This window comes from Candidatus Nitrososphaera sp. 86-2, from assembly GCF_056726185.1.
Window position 1 is genome coordinate 416,740 of sequence record NZ_JBWZON010000001.1, and the last position, 16,339, is coordinate 433,078.

The 16,339-nt window shown below is 52.1% G+C and carries 19 protein-coding genes and 1 tRNA gene; 11 read left to right on the top strand and 9 right to left on the bottom strand.

All coding sequences use genetic code 11. The features are described 5' to 3' along the window. Window positions 1–410: 410 nt before the first annotated feature. From ACYOR7_RS02550 to ACYOR7_RS02560, 3 genes are read right to left on the bottom strand one after another with little or no spacing between them, the layout of a single operon-like run. Entirely contained in the window at window positions 411–1,610 is a 1,200-nt protein-coding gene (locus ACYOR7_RS02550) for a hypothetical protein (RefSeq protein WP_479913037.1), read from the bottom strand. Between the two features lie 33 nt (window positions 1,611–1,643). Then, window positions 1,644–2,894, bottom strand: coding sequence for a phosphopyruvate hydratase (gene eno, locus ACYOR7_RS02555; RefSeq protein ID WP_479913038.1), 1,251 nt, complete (start codon window positions 2,892–2,894; stop codon window positions 1,644–1,646). A gap of 37 nt (window positions 2,895–2,931) precedes the next feature. Beyond that, complete coding sequence (locus ACYOR7_RS02560) at window positions 2,932–3,168, bottom strand: DNA-directed RNA polymerase subunit N (RefSeq protein WP_075054423.1); 237 nt, start codon at window positions 3,166–3,168, stop codon at window positions 2,932–2,934. Between the two features lie 169 nt (window positions 3,169–3,337). Between ACYOR7_RS02560 and ACYOR7_RS02565 the strand changes: the two genes are divergently transcribed. After that, window positions 3,338–3,425 (top strand) — tRNA-Leu (locus tag ACYOR7_RS02565). A gap of 70 nt (window positions 3,426–3,495) precedes the next feature. Here the strand turns inward: ACYOR7_RS02565 and ACYOR7_RS02570 are convergent. Further along, window positions 3,496–3,651 (bottom strand): hypothetical protein, encoded by a 156-nt coding sequence (locus ACYOR7_RS02570; protein WP_294807278.1) that lies wholly within the window; start codon window positions 3,649–3,651, stop codon window positions 3,496–3,498. Between the two features lie 258 nt (window positions 3,652–3,909). Beyond that, on the bottom strand, window positions 3,910–4,476 hold the full coding sequence (locus tag ACYOR7_RS02575; RefSeq protein ID WP_479913039.1) for a DUF1259 domain-containing protein: 567 nt from the start codon (window positions 4,474–4,476) through the stop codon (window positions 3,910–3,912). Between the two features lie 215 nt (window positions 4,477–4,691). On the opposite strand from ACYOR7_RS02575, the gene ACYOR7_RS02580 reads away from it, so the two are divergent. Then, window positions 4,692–4,835, top strand: a complete 144-nt coding sequence (locus ACYOR7_RS02580; protein WP_294807274.1) for a hypothetical protein — start codon at window positions 4,692–4,694, stop codon at window positions 4,833–4,835. A 164-nt stretch (window positions 4,836–4,999) separates the two neighbouring features. Next, a complete protein-coding gene (locus ACYOR7_RS02585; protein ID WP_294807271.1) occupies window positions 5,000–5,425 on the top strand; it encodes a ferritin family protein in 426 nt (141 codons plus the stop codon). On the opposite strand, the gene bcp is transcribed toward ACYOR7_RS02585, so the two are convergent. Together bcp and ACYOR7_RS02595 are read right to left on the bottom strand one after the other, a co-directional pair. Continuing rightward, complete coding sequence (gene bcp, locus ACYOR7_RS02590) at window positions 5,411–5,878, bottom strand: thioredoxin-dependent thiol peroxidase (protein ID WP_294807268.1); 468 nt, start codon at window positions 5,876–5,878, stop codon at window positions 5,411–5,413. The genes ACYOR7_RS02585 and bcp overlap by 15 nt on opposite strands. Window positions 5,879–5,913: 35 nt before the next feature. After that, window positions 5,914–6,915: a redoxin domain-containing protein gene (locus ACYOR7_RS02595; protein ID WP_479913040.1), complete on the bottom strand. Its 1,002-nt coding sequence runs from the start codon at window positions 6,913–6,915 to the stop codon at window positions 5,914–5,916. A 217-nt stretch (window positions 6,916–7,132) separates the two neighbouring features. Here ACYOR7_RS02595 and ACYOR7_RS02600 point away from each other — a divergent pair, with 217 nt between their 5' ends. From ACYOR7_RS02600 to ACYOR7_RS02610, 3 genes are all read left to right on the top strand, one after another. Beyond that, window positions 7,133–7,816 carry an SDR family NAD(P)-dependent oxidoreductase gene (locus ACYOR7_RS02600; RefSeq protein ID WP_479913041.1) on the top strand — a complete coding sequence of 228 codons (684 nt, stop codon included), beginning with the start codon at window positions 7,133–7,135 and terminating at the stop codon, window positions 7,814–7,816. A 25-nt stretch (window positions 7,817–7,841) separates the two neighbouring features. Beyond that, window positions 7,842–8,243 carry a cupin domain-containing protein gene (locus tag ACYOR7_RS02605; RefSeq protein WP_294807257.1) on the top strand — a complete coding sequence of 134 codons (402 nt, stop codon included), beginning with the start codon at window positions 7,842–7,844 and terminating at the stop codon, window positions 8,241–8,243. Window positions 8,244–8,370: 127 nt separating this feature from the next. After that, entirely contained in the window at window positions 8,371–8,526 is a 156-nt protein-coding gene (locus ACYOR7_RS02610) for a hypothetical protein (RefSeq protein WP_479913042.1), read from the top strand. A gap of 44 nt (window positions 8,527–8,570) precedes the next feature. Here the strand turns inward: ACYOR7_RS02610 and ACYOR7_RS02615 are convergent, their stop codons facing one another. Then, a complete protein-coding gene (locus tag ACYOR7_RS02615; protein ID WP_479913043.1) occupies window positions 8,571–9,479 on the bottom strand; it encodes a winged helix-turn-helix transcriptional regulator in 909 nt (302 codons plus the stop codon). A gap of 248 nt (window positions 9,480–9,727) precedes the next feature. On the opposite strand from ACYOR7_RS02615, the gene ACYOR7_RS02620 reads away from it, so the two are divergent. Continuing rightward, window positions 9,728–10,285 (top strand): OsmC family protein, encoded by a 558-nt coding sequence (locus tag ACYOR7_RS02620; protein ID WP_479913044.1) that lies wholly within the window; start codon window positions 9,728–9,730, stop codon window positions 10,283–10,285. A 156-nt stretch (window positions 10,286–10,441) separates the two neighbouring features. On the opposite strand, the gene ACYOR7_RS02625 is transcribed toward ACYOR7_RS02620, so the two are convergent. Continuing rightward, window positions 10,442–11,764 carry a PQQ-dependent sugar dehydrogenase gene (locus tag ACYOR7_RS02625; protein WP_479913045.1) on the bottom strand — a complete coding sequence of 441 codons (1,323 nt, stop codon included), beginning with the start codon at window positions 11,762–11,764 and terminating at the stop codon, window positions 10,442–10,444. 102 nt (window positions 11,765–11,866) lie between these two features. Here ACYOR7_RS02625 and ACYOR7_RS02630 point away from each other — a divergent pair, with 102 nt between their 5' ends. The 4 genes from ACYOR7_RS02630 (at window position 11,867) to ACYOR7_RS02645 (ending at window position 16,297) form a co-directional block, all read left to right on the top strand. Continuing rightward, entirely contained in the window at window positions 11,867–13,279 is a 1,413-nt protein-coding gene (locus ACYOR7_RS02630; RefSeq protein WP_294804543.1) for a TldD/PmbA family protein, read from the top strand. Between the two features lie 5 nt (window positions 13,280–13,284). Next, a complete protein-coding gene (locus tag ACYOR7_RS02635; protein ID WP_479914443.1) occupies window positions 13,285–14,616 on the top strand; it encodes a TldD/PmbA family protein in 1,332 nt (443 codons plus the stop codon). 9 nt (window positions 14,617–14,625) lie between these two features. Beyond that, window positions 14,626–15,846, top strand: a complete 1,221-nt coding sequence (locus ACYOR7_RS02640) for an NAD(P)/FAD-dependent oxidoreductase (RefSeq protein WP_479913046.1) — start codon at window positions 14,626–14,628, stop codon at window positions 15,844–15,846. A 118-nt stretch (window positions 15,847–15,964) separates the two neighbouring features. Beyond that, window positions 15,965–16,297 (top strand): NADH-quinone oxidoreductase subunit A, encoded by a 333-nt coding sequence (locus tag ACYOR7_RS02645; RefSeq protein WP_366137378.1) that lies wholly within the window; start codon window positions 15,965–15,967, stop codon window positions 16,295–16,297. Window positions 16,298–16,339: the final 42 nt, after the last annotated feature.

Genomic DNA, 16,339 nt, shown 5'->3' on the forward strand with positions numbered 1-16,339 from the left:
CAATCAGAACGTCTATTGCAGTTGGGCGTGTTTCAGAGCCTATCCACATAAAGAAACCAAGCGCAAAGTGATCCGGAGCAGGGAGAAAGCCTGTATTGTGTGTGCCAAGACGTTTAGGGTCTTTCCATCACATGAGGGGCGCAAGACTTGCAGTATGGATTGTTATAATAAAATTAGGAGGAAACGCCATGCTCCTCCTAAAAACCAGCCTTAAATATCATAACTCCCGCACTTCAATATGCAATGGCGCAAACTGCCGACAACCTTGCAGAGTTTGTCTCAACGTATGAGACTCTCGTATTACACCTAAAGAGCCATGCGAACTTTAGAGGCGAGATAAAGCAACTTTCTCCTGATTGTCCTATTTGCAAGAAGTACTTTGCAGATAAAATAGGAAAGAATGTGGCTGCCTAGAGGTCCTCCAACCGTGGTAGCTTGTCTAATCGCTTACGAATCTCTATAATTTCTTTCTCCAAGGATTGTTGCTTCGCCTCTACAGCAGCCGTATCCATGAATGTTAAAATCGGCTCGACTCTGGAAAAGTCTGCGGCTACTTCCTCCTCCGTCGATTTATCATACTCGTGTGTCTTTCTACCGATGTGGTATTTTGCGTAACCCTCATTCACGGTTCGCTTGCACTGCGTATAGACGAACCTGCGCATACTATGCAATGTTACAGCTCTGCGCTTGCTATCATCCTCCCACTTTATTCCTAGCCTGTCTGTAGTGTGCCTAAACTTTTTGCTCGTGGCTCCGTAGAGGTTGTTCAATGCTTCATTTTTGTCGATCTTGTTTGTCTGCGCTAACTTGTGATAGTCACTAACTTCCGAGTGATACGGCGCAAAGAGTGGATCGCTAAGCTTTGGCGTAAGTGTGACATGCCTGTTCACATATTTCCCATTGGGGAGCTTGTAGTGTATTCTCCGCTTGCGATAGTTAAAGGCAAGTAACTTCTCAATCTGTCGCCCCATCTCAGCCGTTAACTGTCGTCTCTTGCCCCTCTTGGTTTTTGCGTATTTGCCACTTGCGTTGATGAAAGGTGTGCCTGTGAACTTTAGCGTCTTGATATCAAAGTTTTCAAGATTGCCGATGGTTAGTGTTAGACTTTCTGTCGCTCTCCAACCTGCACTCGCCAAGAATAAGGCATAGGTTTGCATACGTGGGTCAGGTAGAGCCAAAATTATGCTCCTGATCGTTTCCTTCTTCACAGGCGATATGTCAGGGTCCTCCGGTCTAGGACTCATGACGAGCGCCCTGAAGGCAGTCTTAGATATTGGGATGAAGTTAATTTCAAGCAGCTTGCGGGCCCAACTTATTTTATTAGAGACAGAGCGGGCATTATTGTCGCCGGTCTCCAGTCGATTAGTGACTAGCCATCTGGCATACCTACCCATGACATCATAGGGCTGTTCTTCCCGTGGAGACGCATTCCACCTACCTGCCTTTAGCTTTACAATGACTTCAGCCACAGGGTTTGCCTTATCGGCGGCTCCTAGATCCTTCTCGCAAAAAGTCTGGAAGTCTTGTAGGAAATAAGATACTGTGCTGGCACTGTTCTTATTCTTCGTGGCTATGATGTCTAGGTATCGCTGGATGGCACTGTCTACCATGACATTCCCATAGCAGGACCTACTATAAGAAGTTTATACTATGGTAGGTTGCATACCATCTATTAAATCATACTCTGACAGGCGCACAAGCTCGTTAAGTTTTGCGATGCGCTCGCCTCCAAGCACGCCTGTCTTTATCATCTTTGAGCCAGTAGCCACGGCGATGTGGGCGATGTGCGAGTCGACTGACTCGCCGGACCTGTGCGACGTGATTATGCCGATGCCGTTTTTGGTGCATTCCTTGGCGAACTGGAGCGCGTCGTACAGGCTCCCTGCCTGATTCACCTTCAGTATCGCGCCAGAGCACGCGCCGAACTTGATTGCCTTTCTTACCATTTCCGCGTTTGTCACCAGCATGTCATCGCCTGTCACCAGAGTCCTTGGGTTCCTTTTAGTCAGGACTGCCATGCTCTCAAAATCCGCCTCGTGCACAGGATCTTCTGCGTACGCGAGCTTGAAGTCCTTCATCAGCCTGCTTGCAAACTCGATCTGCTCGCCGGTGTCGCGCTTTATGCCCTGCCTCGCATAGTCGTAGACACTGTTTTTCTCGTCCCAGAACGACGAGCTGGCAAAGTCGATGCCAAGGGCCATGTCCTTGCCGAGGCGGTAGCCGCAGCTTTCAATGGTTTTCTCGGCGATTTCAAGCGCCTGGTCGTTGTTGACGCTTGGCGCCCACGCGCCCTCGTCGCCCCTGCCGTACGTAAACTTGCTGTCTATTGACTCGATGACCTTGCGCATCTCAGAGTGGAACCGGAAATTCATCTCAAGTGCCTCCATGATGCCCTTTGCGCCGACAGGGCAGCAAAGTATTTCCTGTATGTCCGGAGTGCCTGGACCGGCGTGCGCGCCTCCGCCAAGCACGTTTCCAAGCGGGAATGGAAAGCGGTATGGCTTTTTCGGATTCAAGAGCTTGAAAAGCGGCACGCCCTTTGCCCTTGCGGCAGAGTCGACTGCTGCTATCGAAAGCGCGTACGCGACGGAACCTCCAATCTTGGAATAGTTGTCCGTATCGTCTATTTTCCGCAGTGCGTCAAAAACCGCTTTTGTGTCAGAGGCGTCAAGGCCGATGAATTTTTTCTTGCTTGCGTTGAACGCTGCAAGGGCCTTTTCCGGCTTGTTGTCCGGAAAGCTCTGGGCCTCCAGCTTGCCGACGCTTGCGCCGGACGGCGCGCAGGCGCGGCCTGAAAATTTCTTGTCTGTCACGACGTCGACTTCGATGGTCTTGCTTCCGCGGCTGTTGAAAACTATTCTAGCGTCAAGTGCGGTGATGATGGAGGAGGGCATTTTATGAAAAACTGCCGCAAGTCGTTATTTATTTATTCTATTCAATTTCCGTCTGTACTTCGGACATCCTGCGCCTGAGTGCCTCGTAGTAGGGAATAATCTGGTATATCGTCTCGACGGTCGAGATGAACATGCGCCTGCAGCAGTAGCGCTTGACCCCCAGAGAGTCCATCACCTTGGCAGGGTCCTCTCCTGCCTTGACCCTGTTTGAATACTCGCCGTACTTGTCAGCAATGAGACCGCCGCATGTGAAGCAGCGAACTGGAACAAGCATGTGCTTTTGTTGTTTGAATCGAGTCTTATAAAAACCATTGTGGAAGGAGAGCGTTATAGCGGCTTTTCTGCTCTTTTTTTGCAAGGCTTGAACAAAGTTTCTGTACGTCATCATGGCTATCGCGGCAATGAAAATATTCAAATTAGCGAGTGAAAGCGTGTAGGTTGGAGCGGGAGTCGCCCAGCTTGGCCAAAGGCGTAAGACTGAGGCTCTTATCCCGAAGGGGTTCGTGGGTTCAAATCCCATCTCCCGCACCATTATTATTATTTTCAAGCGGCAGTACTGTTCTTCTTCTGGGACCAGAGAAAAACGTGCAAAAATCCGTCGCTATTCGAATTTCTTGAGAACCTGGTAATGTGGCGACGTCTTGTGGTGGTCTATGCACTTGTTGCAGTACGACCTGTCGCCGTATTTCTTGTGACAGGGGCACGTGCACGTACTTGGCTCGGACGACAACTCTACTACCATCCCGATTCCGTCCAAGTTATTTAAACCTAAACAATCGGCTGTGACAAATTATTGGTACCACTAATTCCGCCACATATCCATCCACTTTGATCATTCAAGATGCCGATTTTCATAGTAGTATATTCTGGCCAATATCTTATCGTTAGTCGAAGTGGCTCTACTACTTGGTGTCGTTGTTATTGAAAATCAAAAGTGGTTTGTAGGATTGCATGGAGGCTCGCCTACTTTGTATCAGACGCCATTCTTATTGGATGGAACTCCTCTCCTCCATCACTAACCCTTTATTGATGTCTCGTCAAAAGCTGCGTTTGCTTGGTCTATTATCGTGTCGAGATTGCCTCTGGCTTCCCAATGCATGAAGGTAGTCTTTGGCGTCTCGTTTATCATATGGTTGTGTATGCCTGTCACCGTCCAGCCATTGTCCTTGACTACCGCGAGGACACCATTCATCTCGGTCTCAAGAAGCGCAAAGTCTCCCATCACGTACACTTGCTGGGAAGTAGCAGGTTGCTCTCCACCGCCGGTTGTAGCATTGCTTGGAGCCGCAGTAAACTCTAGCACGCTATTCATCAAAGTAAACTGCGTGAGGTTCATGCCATCTGAGCCAGTAATCTGTGGACTCTGCCGGACTACTACAACATCACATACAGGACCATTGGGTACCGGTAATCCTCCAAGTCTGCTAGCTATATCACTGCAGTTTAGAGGGTTTTCGGTTGTCATCTGTGCAGATGCTGATGGTCGTTGGCCCCAGAAAGGAACGGTGGCACTGAAACCAAAAAGAATTGTGCCTGCAATAGCCACTGTCGCAACTGTTAGCAACAAATTCCGTATTGCCATGTTAGATTATATCATCTATATTTTATTAATGACTTTCTTGTGTTTTTTCTGCTATCAGATGACAAAATATCGGATTATCATACATTGTACTTAATCCCTTTAGAGAAAATATATTCTGCATCAGGAAGCAGACGCAGTATAGATTCGCCTTGAGGCTCAAAGGAGGTTCGCTCAATCTAAACCCGTTTAGATTACTTTTGCGTAATCTTGTCTGCATGACAGATCCAGTCAAAGACGCAAAAAAGGCGGCACAAGACGCTGAAGCCAAGATCAAGACGGATATAGACCATGCCAAAGGCAAGCCAAGTTCAGAGACTCTGAACAAGGCAAAAGTGAAAGTCAAGGACGCTCTAAAGTAAAAAATCCGTCTTGCCTTTTTTATTTATTTACTTGTTTTGCTTCTCGCCCTTGAGCACCTCGTTCCGGCCTCGCACGTCTTGGTAGACTAGGGGTTCAACTGAATTACTTCTTGCTTAAACCTAAACACACTCTTTTATTGTGGTTCTGCGTGTAAACCCTGCCAATGGATTCCAGGCTCAAGCAGCTTGAAAAGAAGCAAAAGCTGTACTCGCTTTTGAAAACGCAGCACGAAGCAGAGGTCAAGGAGCTCATGCACTACATGTCCGTGCTGACGACTGTGGAGAACAACCTTGTGAGAAGCTACCTGCACTCCCTCCTGTCAGACGGCCTGCGCCACATTGAATACATATCGCGCATCATGGCCGACATCGAGGGCGCCACGGGAAGCGCGTCCCTGACGAAAAAGGGAATTCAGGAATCCATAGCCGACGAGCGCGAGTCGCATGACGCCCTTCTGAAATGCGCAGAGATGGCCGACGACCCAGAGACCGCGGCGCTATTGAAGAGCATAAGCGTCGACGAGGAGCACCACATGAGGATCTTGGAGCACCTGTCAGAGCTTGTCGAGTCGGCTTCAACTGCTAAATGACTCTAGCACTTCTTTGCTGTGGCCTGCCGGCTTGACCTTGCCAAACACCTTGACCACCTTGCCGGACTTGTCCACAAGAAACGTCGACCTGATGACGCCCATAAACTCGCGGCCCATGAACATCTTTTTCCCGTACACGCCGTAGCTTTTCGCCACCTCTTTTTCCGGATCTGACACGAGCGGGTATGGTATGCCCATCTTTTCGCGGAACTTGTCATGCGAGTCCTCCGTGTCGGGGCTGATGCCTATTATTTCAATGCCGGCGTCCTGGAATTTCTTGTAATCGCGGGTAAACTCGGCTGCCTCTGTCGTGCAGCCTGGCGTAAAGTCTCTGGGGTAAAAGTAAACGACCGTGTTCTTTTTCCCTTTCAGGTCCGACAGCTTGAAAACCTTGTCGTTTGAATCGCGCATTGCAAAGTCGGGCGCCACGCTCCCTTCAGCTAGCTCTGACATGAAGGAACATACCTTGCAGCCGATAAAAAACTTACTTACCCAAACACGAACGTATAGAACACGAAATTGTCCGAGCGCGGTATTATCTCTATCTCGTGCACCTCCTGCTTCTCCGTCTTTACCAGGTTGTGCATGAAGGGCCATTCGATGTCGACGACGCTTGCGCCGCTTTCAAGTTTGACGTCCTTGCCCAGCTGCTCCTTTGCCAGCAGGTTTCCGTCCAGCCTTACCTCCGCCCTGCCCGGCCTGCCGTCTGACGTGCCCATGATGCCGTGCACCCTCTTGGCAGAATTGTATTTCATGATTACTGCAGGCTTTTGCTCCTTGCCTCCCGGCGCAAACTGGACGCCTTCGCGTTGCCAGACCCATTTCCCGCGCAGGTAGACGACGTTGTCAAAGTGCGAGCCGGAATCTACTGCGACGCTCGGCTCGTCCGGCCTGAACGTCTGGTTGTTGCCAAAGCGCCTCATGCGGGAGTAGCCGACGCATATCTCTGGCGCCATGCCTGAAAAGTGCATACCGTACGTGTCGAAAATCTCGTCGTCTGGGTTCTTGTCGTCATAGTCGACTGCCGGCTTGGTCCCTGCCTCTTCCAAAAGTTCAGCGATAACGGGCTCAAACTCGGTAATGTCGCCATAGCCGGCGTGCTCGTAGCGCACAAACCCTGCATGGTCTATTATGACGTGCTTTGGCCAGTACATGTTGCCGTACGCCTCCCATGTCTTGTTCTTGGTGTCAAAGGCATTCGGCAGGCTCGCGTTGTAACGAGCAAGAGCTCTTGAAATATTGGCGTGGTCGGTTGCAAAGTGGTATTCCGCGGAATGCGCTTGCACCACCTGCAGGCCGTGCTTGCCGTACTTTTCCTGCAGGCGCTTTAGTGTTGGTATGGTGCGCAGGCAGAATACGCAGGTGTAGGTCCAGCAGTCGAGTATGACGACCTTGCCTTTCAGCGACTTTATCGAAAGCGGGTTAGAAGAATTGGCCCAGCCCGAGATCTCTTTGAACTCGGAAGCCGGCGCGGCCGGTATGAGTTGCATACGGTCAGTGTTTTGTGCAGGAGATATAACTGTAGATCCTTTTATCCGCGCCTGCACAATAAATGCCATATGAGGCGCGCCGATTGCGGCTGCAATCCCAAGGAATGCGCTCAGGCCCGGTCAGACGATGAATGCCCAAACTGCACGCTTGTACAGTGTTGCTGCTGGCAATCCGTCAACTCTAACACATTTTAGGCGCGGGCTGCAGCAGATGCCTATGGCAACAACAGCCATAGTGACCGGAAGCGGCCGTGGCATAGGAAAGGCAACCGCGCTGTTGCTTGCAAAAAAGGGCGTCAACGTCGTGGTGTGCTCGCGTACAAAAAGCGAGGTAGACAGCACAGTCAATGAAGCCCGGAAATTCCACGACGGCGTCCTGGGCGTCGTGTGCGACGTCGGGAACGCGTTGCAGGTCGAAGGACTAGTGGAAAAGGCAGTCGCGCGCTTTGGTCAAATTGACATTTTGGTAAATAACGCCGGCATCTTTTACCTCAAAAGACTTGTCAACACCTCTGAAAAAGAGTGGGACGACACGATGAACTCTAACCTGAAAAGCGCGTTTCTCTGCTCAAAAGCGGTCCTACCACACCTGGCCAAGACGGGCACGATAATCAACGTCAGTTCCGGAGCCGGCAAGACGGGGTTTGAAAACCTCTTGGCGTACTGCGCAAGCAAGTTCGGCATGATGGGCCTGACAGAAAGCCTGTCTTGGGAGGTGCAGGATAAGATCCGCATCATGGCCATCTGCCCCGGCGAGGTCGACACCAGAATGCAAGAGTCGGATCCCAAGTACTACCGGGAAAACAAGTCGAGGATGCTCACGGCAGGGCAGGTGGCGGAAAAGATAGCCGAGATGATCTTTGACACGCGCTATAGAAACGGCCAGTCAGTAGACATTTAACTACTCTTAATTTCAGTATTCAATAATGCTGAAGGGAAACATCCGCGACATTGCGCCCGACTCGGCGATGCTGAAATATTTTGAAGGGCAGGTAGAGATAAAAAAGATGGTGACTGAAGCCGCAAGCAAGGAGGCCGAGGCGTACCTGGTGACGTTTTTGCGCGGCGCCCGCACGAAACTGCACTACCACGAGACCGACCAGATACTTATTGCAACAAAAGGCAAGGGAATAGTGGCGCTGCAGACAAGAGTGGAGATGGAAGGCGACAACTCTGCCCGGGTGCGGCTGGATGATGTGCACACCCTTGAGGAGGGCGACTTTGTGTGCGTGCCGGCGTACGCATGGCACTGGCATGGCGCGCAAAAGGGCGAGGATTTTGCGCACATACAGGTCAAAAAGCCGGGCAAGACGACATGGCTTGAATAAAGAGCCTAAAAGACTAGTCTGCTATAACAACGGGGATTGAAACCATCAAAGTCCGAACGCATAGAATTTTCAAAATTGCTGGTATCTCTTAAAAAAAGCATATACCAAAGCTCTTGCATTTGGTGTCATGGCAAAAATGCTGACCTGTCCGTGCGGATGGACTATAATCTCTCCCCCGGGAGATGAGGACGTAAAGAAACACATCATGATACATGTCAAAGACACCCACCCTGGGACTACCATGAAGGAAGAAGAACTCGGAAAGATGATCAAAACCGTCTAGACCTTCAGAAAAGCGCCAACTGCCAATCAAGAGCTTGTAGGGTTTCAGCCAGACTTTGATGAGGTCATTATCTTTTCTTCAATGAGTTTGTCCAGCCAATTCGGTCTTTGCGGTTCTATCGCTTCCTTGAATATGAGGACAGAACATGCCCTGACGCCTTCAAGCTCGAGTGTCGTTACTACTGCTTGCTCCGGCTCTGCCAGAGTAAAACCAAAGAAATTGGCTAGCAAGACGCCTCCTTCCGAAGTAGTGCGCATGGACCATAGCTTCTCTCCATACATCTCGCTAAGGAGCTTGACAACTGCGAACTGTTTTGTTTCTTCAACCGTGACTTCTAGCTCGTAAAACAGCAGGCCCTCTTGCTTTTGCGTATCAAGTATTGCCCGGATTAGTAGCGAGCCTGATCCAAAGAGCTTTGTAATCCTGTATTCCGCCATCCTGGGTGTTATCGACAACGCTTGGGCAAGATCCTTTGTACCGCATAACGCGTCATACCTCAGCTTTAGAATTATCTGCCAGTCAAGCTTGTCCGGTTTTGATATTGGCTTTCTGATTGGTCGTCCTCCTAGGTCTATGGTGGTCAACTCAAACCTCTTGGCAATGCTGTCTGCGACTGTCTGGGCCTCTTTGGATGAATTGCCTGCTATGCTGACAGAGACTGCATGGCCCAGATAATCTGCCGCTTCCATGACATGAGGAATTTGCTGGATGTGCTCCACAACCCGACGCTTTGTCATGATGTTGATTGCCTCAAACCTGTAAGAGCATATGCTCTGAAGACCAAAGAATGCCAAACTGGGAACCACTTGGTAGTATTTTATGAACCCCTCGTCTTCCATCTTCTTCACCCTTACCCGAACAGTCTTTTCGTCTAGCCCCAACTTCCTGCCTATTGCCCCCGGGCTTACGTGCCTGTCCGTAAATGAATCGTAATCAAGACCCTTGAATGCCATTTCACAGAAAATTCTCACATCCATGGCATCCAACTAATAATATGCGCCCCGCTTGCTTTGTGAGGCTGACTAGTCGGCAATAAGGTTAGCGCTGCAGCAGGCATCGTCTTCTGACTGCTGTAGATCTCGGTATTTCAAATTCGCCGTCAAGGAACCTGAACCTTTGCCGCAAACTGCCTACAGCATTTTGTAGAATACGGGTGTCCAACTCCCGTTGACGCTTTATCATCTATGGGCCATAAAATGCTATGACAGACAAAACGGTGAATGGAGTAAACGTCGACAACCTGTTCAAGACAGTGGTAGCAGTCAAAGGCAACCCGACCATCGCAAAGTTCAATTTCAGGGCCAAGAACCGATGGGTCAATGGTGGAAACAACCGGACAACGGTCAACGAGTTTTACGGTGCGTGCCAGACGCACAGCCGGAGCAAACCTTTCGAATACGTAAAGGACGAGCCGCCTGTGCTGTTGGGTCAGGATCAGGGAGCCAATCCGGTGGAATACGCCTTGGCTGCTCTGGCAGGCTGCCTGACTACAAGTCTCATCTACCACGCAGCGGCGCAAGGAATCAATATAGATGAAGTCGAATCGACATTGCAAGGCGACTTGGACGTGCAGGGCTTTCTGGGGCTGTCAGAGAAAGTAAGGAATGGGTACGAGAAGATTGATATGGCTTTCAGGATAAAGGCGGATGCGCCAGAGGAAAAGCTCCAAGAGCTGGTCGAGCTTGCTCAAAAACGCTCTCCAGTGTTTGACATCATCTCGAATCCTACGCCCGTGCATGTCCATCTGGAAAAGAATTAGGGCAAAACCGGCTGTCGGGATAAGCAGGGAGATCCCGCATGTTTCTTTTTCCATGCTTGTTCAGGATCTCAGACGTCTGAGCAGCTAATTCGCTATAATAACAAGAGTTGAAACCAACATTCGGCAAAAACATCTTCTGAATAAAAACATCTCGCTCTACTGCCCTGCACCCGTTGTTATCCTGTATATCTTGCCGTCAATGTGCGTGAGCACATACAGGTATCCGTCGGGGCCGGTCTCAACGTCCGTTATTGCAGCAAAGCCCTTGCCAAAGGTTATCGGGGCAAGCTCGCCGTCTAGCCTGCCAGTGTCCTTGTCAGGCACGGGGTCTGCTACGAGGTCTGCAAGGTTGGACTGCTTGTCGCCGAAATAGAGCCCGGTCCTGTTCTGGTTTGCTTCAAAGAAGTAGAGGTTGCCGTTGTTGACGTCTCCTACAAAGATATTGTTCCTGTATTTCTCGCCCAGCTTGTCAGAGTTGAAAAATTCGATGTCAGTCACGCCGACTGGGATGTACCAGTTAAACACCGGATCGCTGTATTTTGCACCTTTTACCATGACAAGGTCGTCCATCGTCGCGTTGCTTTTTGCAATCGGGCCCGTGAATTTGTCCCACCCGCTGTTGAACCCCGGCGGCACCACGTTTATCTCGTCGTACGTTGTCGGGCCGTTCTCGGTCATCCACAGCCTGTTTGTTACGGGGTCAAAGTCCATTCCAAAGCTGTTCCTAATGCCATACGCGTAGGCTCTTTCTAATCCTTTTATCCCGTAGAACGGGTTGTCGCTTGGGGCCTTGCCTGTTTCCCTGTCAATGCGTATTATGACCGACCTGTAGTCCGGAGCCTGATCTGTAAAATGGTTGTCTGAAATTCCCATGCTAAAGTTTGTGTCCCCGATGACTGCGTACAGATATCCGTCGGGGCCGATTGTCATCTTGCCGCCGTTGTGGTAGGGTCCAGGCCCACCTGCAAGGTCGAGGAGGAGCGTGCCATTGACCAGGGTCTTTTTGTCCCAGTCGTAATTGTACTTGTATATCCTGTTCATGGCAAGCGTGTCTTTCCCATCAGTCACGTTTTCTGTAAGGTAGAGGAACACCTCGTTGCCAGTGGCGCTGCTGCCGTTCCACACGGCTATGCCAAGAAGCCCCCGCTCCACGTCGTTTTCCACGGCGACCTGCAGGACCGGCTGTTCGACAAGCTCGCCATTTGAAACGAGCCGCACCTGGCCGTCATTTTTCTGAAGCACCAGTATGTTGCCTACGTCCAGAAATGCCATGCTGGTAGGAAACTGCAGCCCCTCTACAACCTGCTCTAGAACAAGCGAGCTATCAAGCAGAGTCGGCCCGCTGCTGCTTTCAACCTCTGTGGTGCCACTTGTCCTGAAGGGGAGGTCCACGTCGGGTAAAAACGCAATGGCGCTGATGATTGTAATGCCTGCAACAGCTGCTACTGCTGACAGCATCACAATTGTCCTCTTTTTCACCGCCGATTATCTACAATTATCAAATAAATGGGGTACGGAGGAAGAATACATAGCAGTCACAAGACATAATTTACAGAAACACGTCACGGTTGTGTGTCTTTGTTGCAACATCCACAAGCGATGCTCGACGCACTGCGGTCGCTCGTCTCGTCGTCGTCGAGGGGCGCAAGCTATGTCGAGGCGCGCTACCAGGCCCGGTCGTTCTCCGAGGTCAATTTCGCAAACGGCCGGCTGGAGAGGGTGCGCATGGTCGAAAGCGCCGGCTGCGGCATCAGGGTGCTGGTGGACGGCTGCTGGGGCTTTTCAAGCACCGCAAGCATGTCAAAAGATGATTTGAAAGAGTCGCTTGCGCACGCGGTGTCTATGGCCCGTGTCCTTGGCAGGTCGAAGAAGAACAAGGTAAAGGGCCTTGCCGAGTCAAAAATGGCGAGGGGGACATTCGTGGCAAAGGCAAAGGGCGACCTTGCCGGGATAGACATCGAGCAAAAGATAAGGGTAGCAAGGGAGGCAGAGGCGGCCGCGCGCAAGCACGCCAAAGTGATAAAAACTGCTTCGGCCACCTACCGTGACATCCTTGACCACAAGGCGATTGCAAACAGCGATGGCGCAGAAGTAGAGATATTTGATTCCAAGCCCGAGTTCAACGTCACCGCGGTGGCAAGGGACGGCGCCCAGAGCGTCACCGCAAGCGAGGGCATCGGCATAACCGGAGGCTGGGATGACCTGTTCAAGAAAGGCCACCTAGAGTACGCGCAGCTGGCGGCGGAAAAGGCTGCAAAACTCCTCAGAGCAAAATACGCGACAGGTGAAAAGACCGTGATAATACTGGACCCCGGCATGGTAGGGCTCTTGTGCCACGAGGCAGTCGGACACACGGTCGAGGCAGATTTCGTGCTCTCTGGCTCTGTCGTCAAGGATAGGCTGGGCCAAAAGGTGGCAAGCGACCTTGTCACCCTTGTTGACAGCGGCAGGTCTGACATTTCTGATAACGCTGCCGGCACAATCGGAGTCGACGACGAGGGAGTCGAGGCCGGCAGGACTGCAATAATCGAAAACGGCGTGCTGAAATCGTTTCTGCACAACCGCGAGTCTGCCTTTGAGTTTGGGACAGCATCGACCGGCAACGCACGCGCGTTCACCTACAGCGACGAGCCCCTGATAAGGATGAGAAACACGTACATCGAGCCACGCTCTGACACGCTTGCAGAGATGGTTAAAGAGACGAAACACGGATACCTCGTCAAGGGCGCTAGAAACGGCCAGGCCGACGCAAACGGCGAGTTCATGTTCGGCGCGCAGGAGGCGTATCTCATCGAAAACGGCGAGATAAAGGAGCTGATGAGGGGCGCAAGCATCTCCGGCAACGCATTTGACGTGCTGCAGTCGATAGACATGGTCGGAAGCAAGTTCGAGTACGACATCGGCACCGGCTATTGCGGCAAGTACCAGCCGGCCAAGGTCGACGGCGGGGGCCCGCACGTACGGTGCACTGCGATAATAGGGGGTATGCAGTGACGACGATGGAAAGCCTTCTGCGCCTCGCCCTCCGGGAGGCTGAGGCCCACGGCGCAGGCGACGCCGAGGTCTATGCTGCAGTTACCAAAGAGTCTGAAGTGTTTATCGAGAACAACGACCTGAAGCAGGCCAAGACGCAAAAGGCAAGCGCGGTCGGGATACGCATCTTTCTCCACGGCGCGCTCGGGTTCTACGCGGTCAACAGCATCGACCCGGAAAAAATCAGAGGCGCAGTGTATTCTGCAGTCAAGATGGCGCGCGCAAGCCCCCGGGACAAGCTCAACTCGCTTCCCGCAAAGCCGAGAAAGATTAGCCGCCTAGGCGGGATTTATGACAGAAATTCTGAATCGTTTGAAGCCAAGGACGCGGCGAGGCTTGCCGCCGAGATGCTCAAAACAGCAAAATCGCACGACAAGAGGGTGAGCGTCGACAGTGGCAACTTTTCTGCCACCGGCATGACGCACTGGCTTGCCAACTCTAATGGCGTCTTGTTGTCGGAAAAACTGAGCGTGTTTTCGTGGTCGATAATGGGAATGGCAATAGACGGCGGCGATGTGTCAAGCTTTGACGTCCAGTCTGGAGGTACTCACCGCGTAAAGGAAATCGACGTCAATGCTGCCGCGACGGAATTTGCGCGCACTGTCGCCGGCTCGCTTGGCGCAAAAAAGATAGAGAGCTTCAAGGGCGAGATGCTCCTCACGCCTGCGGCAGCGATGGAGATGGTGGAGGAGGTCATAGCGCATTCCATAAACTCTGACGCCGTCCAGAAAAAGTCGAGCATGTTTGCGGGCAAGCTCGGCAAGCGCGTAGCGTCTGACATGCTGTCCGTGGAGGACGACGCGACAAACGCTGACGGTCTGGCGGCTGCAAGCTTTGACCGCGAGGGCGTGCCGCACAGGAAAAACGCCGTCATCGAAAACGGCGTGCTAAAACAATTCCTCTACAACACCTACACCGCAAAAAAGGCCGGCGAAACGAGCACGGGAAACGCCTACGGCTCGACAAGCTCGCCTCCATCGGTTGCGACCACCAACTTTGTTGTACGGCCTGGCAGGTCGTCCCTCGACGGCCTCGTGTCAGAGATGAAGCAGGGAGTGATGATAAGCAGGTTTTCCGGAAACGTCAACTCTGTAAACGGCGACTTTTCCGGCGTGGTAAAGGGCGGCTGGCTGGTGAGAAACGGCGAGCTTGTACACCCTGTCAAGGAGGTGATGGTCGCCGGGAACGTCTTTGACTGCATAAAGAACATGACGGGGATGTCGAAGGAGCGCAAGGTTATAGGCGCCTCGGTACTGCCGTACATGCGCTTTGGAAAGGTCTCTTTCACGGCAGGGTGAGATGTGATAATGGTAGTGACGATGGAAAAATACGACATTGCCGTCGTGGGGGGAGGTCCTGCGGGACTCTCTGCGGCCTGGGCGGCCGCAAAGGCAGGTACAAATGTCATCCTCTTTGAGAAGGACGAGGCAATCGCGCACAGCGTGAGGACGTCCGGCGTAAGCTGGATAGATTCGATGGACGCGCTCGGCATTCCTTCTCATTTGTACAACCCTATCTCCAGCTACCAGTTCATCTCGCCCTCAAACGAGGTCATGATAACCGGCAGCAGCAACAATCCCCGCTCATGCGTGCTTGACGTGAGGGCGACGTACCAGCACCTTGCATTCATGGCGGCAGAAGCCGGCGCCAAGATAATGGTCAGGAGCAACGTCATCAACGTTGTAAAAAAAGGAGAGAACGGCAGGGTCGCAGGCGTCAAGGCAAGCACGCCGGCAGGCGACCTTGAGGTTTCCTGTCCTCTTGTTATAGATGCAAGCGGCTTTGGCACATCGGCTGCGCGCAGGGCCGGCATGGCCGGCGAGTGGAAGCGCTACGGAGTAGGCGCGGAATACGAGTGCTACTGCGACCACGCGGACAGCAAACTTTGGACGCTGATGGTCGGACAGCAGTATTCGGAGGCCGGCTACGCTTGGGTCTTTCCGCTTTCAAAAAACAGGGTGAGGATTGGAGTCGGAATAGGCAGGCCCGAGTCGCCGGCTGACCCGCTTGACAAATTACATGCTATTCTGGAAAAGAGGCTAAAGCCGCTTGACAAGCTGGGCAAGATACAGCCGGTAGAGCTGCACTACGGCTCTATCCCAAACGAGGGCACGCGTGCAAGCACGGTAGCAGACGGCCTTCTCATGGTGGGCGACTCGGCCGGCCAGGCAAACCCGCTTGTGCTTGAGGGCATACGCTATGCAATCGAGTTTGGCAGGCTCGCCGGCGAGGTGGGCGCGCAGTCGCTAGAGAGGGGCGCCACCCGCGAGTCTCTTTTAAGTTATGAAAAGGCGTGGAAGGCCAAGGTGGCATCAAAAATCGCGTCTGCTCTGAAGGTGCAGTCGCGCTGGATAGGGCTGTCGGACGAGGAATGGGACAGAGAGATAGAGATACTGCGAGACATGTCAGCAGACGAGTTCATTGACTTTGTCAAGGCCGAGTTTACCGCCGGCAAGATGATGAAGCTTGCGCTGCACCACCCAAAACTCGCCGCGCGCCAGCTGTTCAACATGGTCCTGAAAGGTTGACAGATTAACCGATTGACGATTGCCGCACATAATTCTCGTTAAGTTTTTATATCTTCATTAGACCAGCATGGGTGACTTGGCTGGAGAGACCGCTGCAGACTTTACGCCAATTCTTTACATGCTTGGCTTTGGTCTTGTAGCCTCGGTGCCCGCCCTCATCTTGTCGAGGCTGGTGTCGCCAAGGCGCCGCTACAACCCGGTAAAGTTCTTGCCGATGGAGTGCGGGCAGATGCCGACGGGCGAAGGCCGCTCCCACTTCATGATGCAGTATTACGCTTACATCCTCATGTTCGTGGTCTTTGACGTAATGTCGATATTCCTGTACGCTTGGGGCACGGCCCTCTTTCACATCCCAAGGACCGCCACGCTTCCGATAATAGCTTTCCTTGGAATAATGTTTGCAGCCATGGGCTATGCTCTGTATCTTGCGGGGAGGAAGGGAATTTGGTAAACATCATTATGCTAGCAGGTTTTAAATACAGTCACGGCGAAG

Excerpts from the sequence above, each read along its gene's own strand:
- ACYOR7_RS02550 (WP_479913037.1), bottom strand. The coding sequence starts at position 1,610 with ATGGTAGACAGTGCCATCCAGCGATACCTAGACATCATAGCCACGAAG.
- eno (WP_479913038.1), bottom strand. The coding sequence starts at position 2,894 with ATGCCCTCCTCCATCATCACCGCACTTGACGCTAGAATAGTTTTCAAC.
- ACYOR7_RS02560 (WP_075054423.1), bottom strand. The coding sequence starts at position 3,168 with ATGCTTGTTCCAGTTCGCTGCTTCACATGCGGCGGTCTCATTGCTGAC.
- ACYOR7_RS02575 (WP_479913039.1), bottom strand. The coding sequence starts at position 4,476 with ATGGCAATACGGAATTTGTTGCTAACAGTTGCGACAGTGGCTATTGCA.
- ACYOR7_RS02580 (WP_294807274.1), top strand. The coding sequence starts at position 4,692 with ATGACAGATCCAGTCAAAGACGCAAAAAAGGCGGCACAAGACGCTGAA.
- ACYOR7_RS02585 (WP_294807271.1), top strand. The coding sequence starts at position 5,000 with ATGGATTCCAGGCTCAAGCAGCTTGAAAAGAAGCAAAAGCTGTACTCG.
- bcp (WP_294807268.1), bottom strand. The coding sequence starts at position 5,878 with ATGTCAGAGCTAGCTGAAGGGAGCGTGGCGCCCGACTTTGCAATGCGC.
- ACYOR7_RS02595 (WP_479913040.1), bottom strand. The coding sequence starts at position 6,915 with ATGCAACTCATACCGGCCGCGCCGGCTTCCGAGTTCAAAGAGATCTCG.
- ACYOR7_RS02600 (WP_479913041.1), top strand. The coding sequence starts at position 7,133 with ATGGCAACAACAGCCATAGTGACCGGAAGCGGCCGTGGCATAGGAAAG.
- ACYOR7_RS02605 (WP_294807257.1), top strand. The coding sequence starts at position 7,842 with ATGCTGAAGGGAAACATCCGCGACATTGCGCCCGACTCGGCGATGCTG.
- ACYOR7_RS02610 (WP_479913042.1), top strand. The coding sequence starts at position 8,371 with ATGGCAAAAATGCTGACCTGTCCGTGCGGATGGACTATAATCTCTCCC.
- ACYOR7_RS02615 (WP_479913043.1), bottom strand. The coding sequence starts at position 9,479 with ATGGCATTCAAGGGTCTTGATTACGATTCATTTACGGACAGGCACGTA.
- ACYOR7_RS02620 (WP_479913044.1), top strand. The coding sequence starts at position 9,728 with ATGACAGACAAAACGGTGAATGGAGTAAACGTCGACAACCTGTTCAAG.
- ACYOR7_RS02635 (WP_479914443.1), top strand. The coding sequence starts at position 13,285 with ATGGAAAGCCTTCTGCGCCTCGCCCTCCGGGAGGCTGAGGCCCACGGC.
- ACYOR7_RS02640 (WP_479913046.1), top strand. The coding sequence starts at position 14,626 with ATGGTAGTGACGATGGAAAAATACGACATTGCCGTCGTGGGGGGAGGT.
- ACYOR7_RS02645 (WP_366137378.1), top strand. The coding sequence starts at position 15,965 with ATGCTTGGCTTTGGTCTTGTAGCCTCGGTGCCCGCCCTCATCTTGTCG.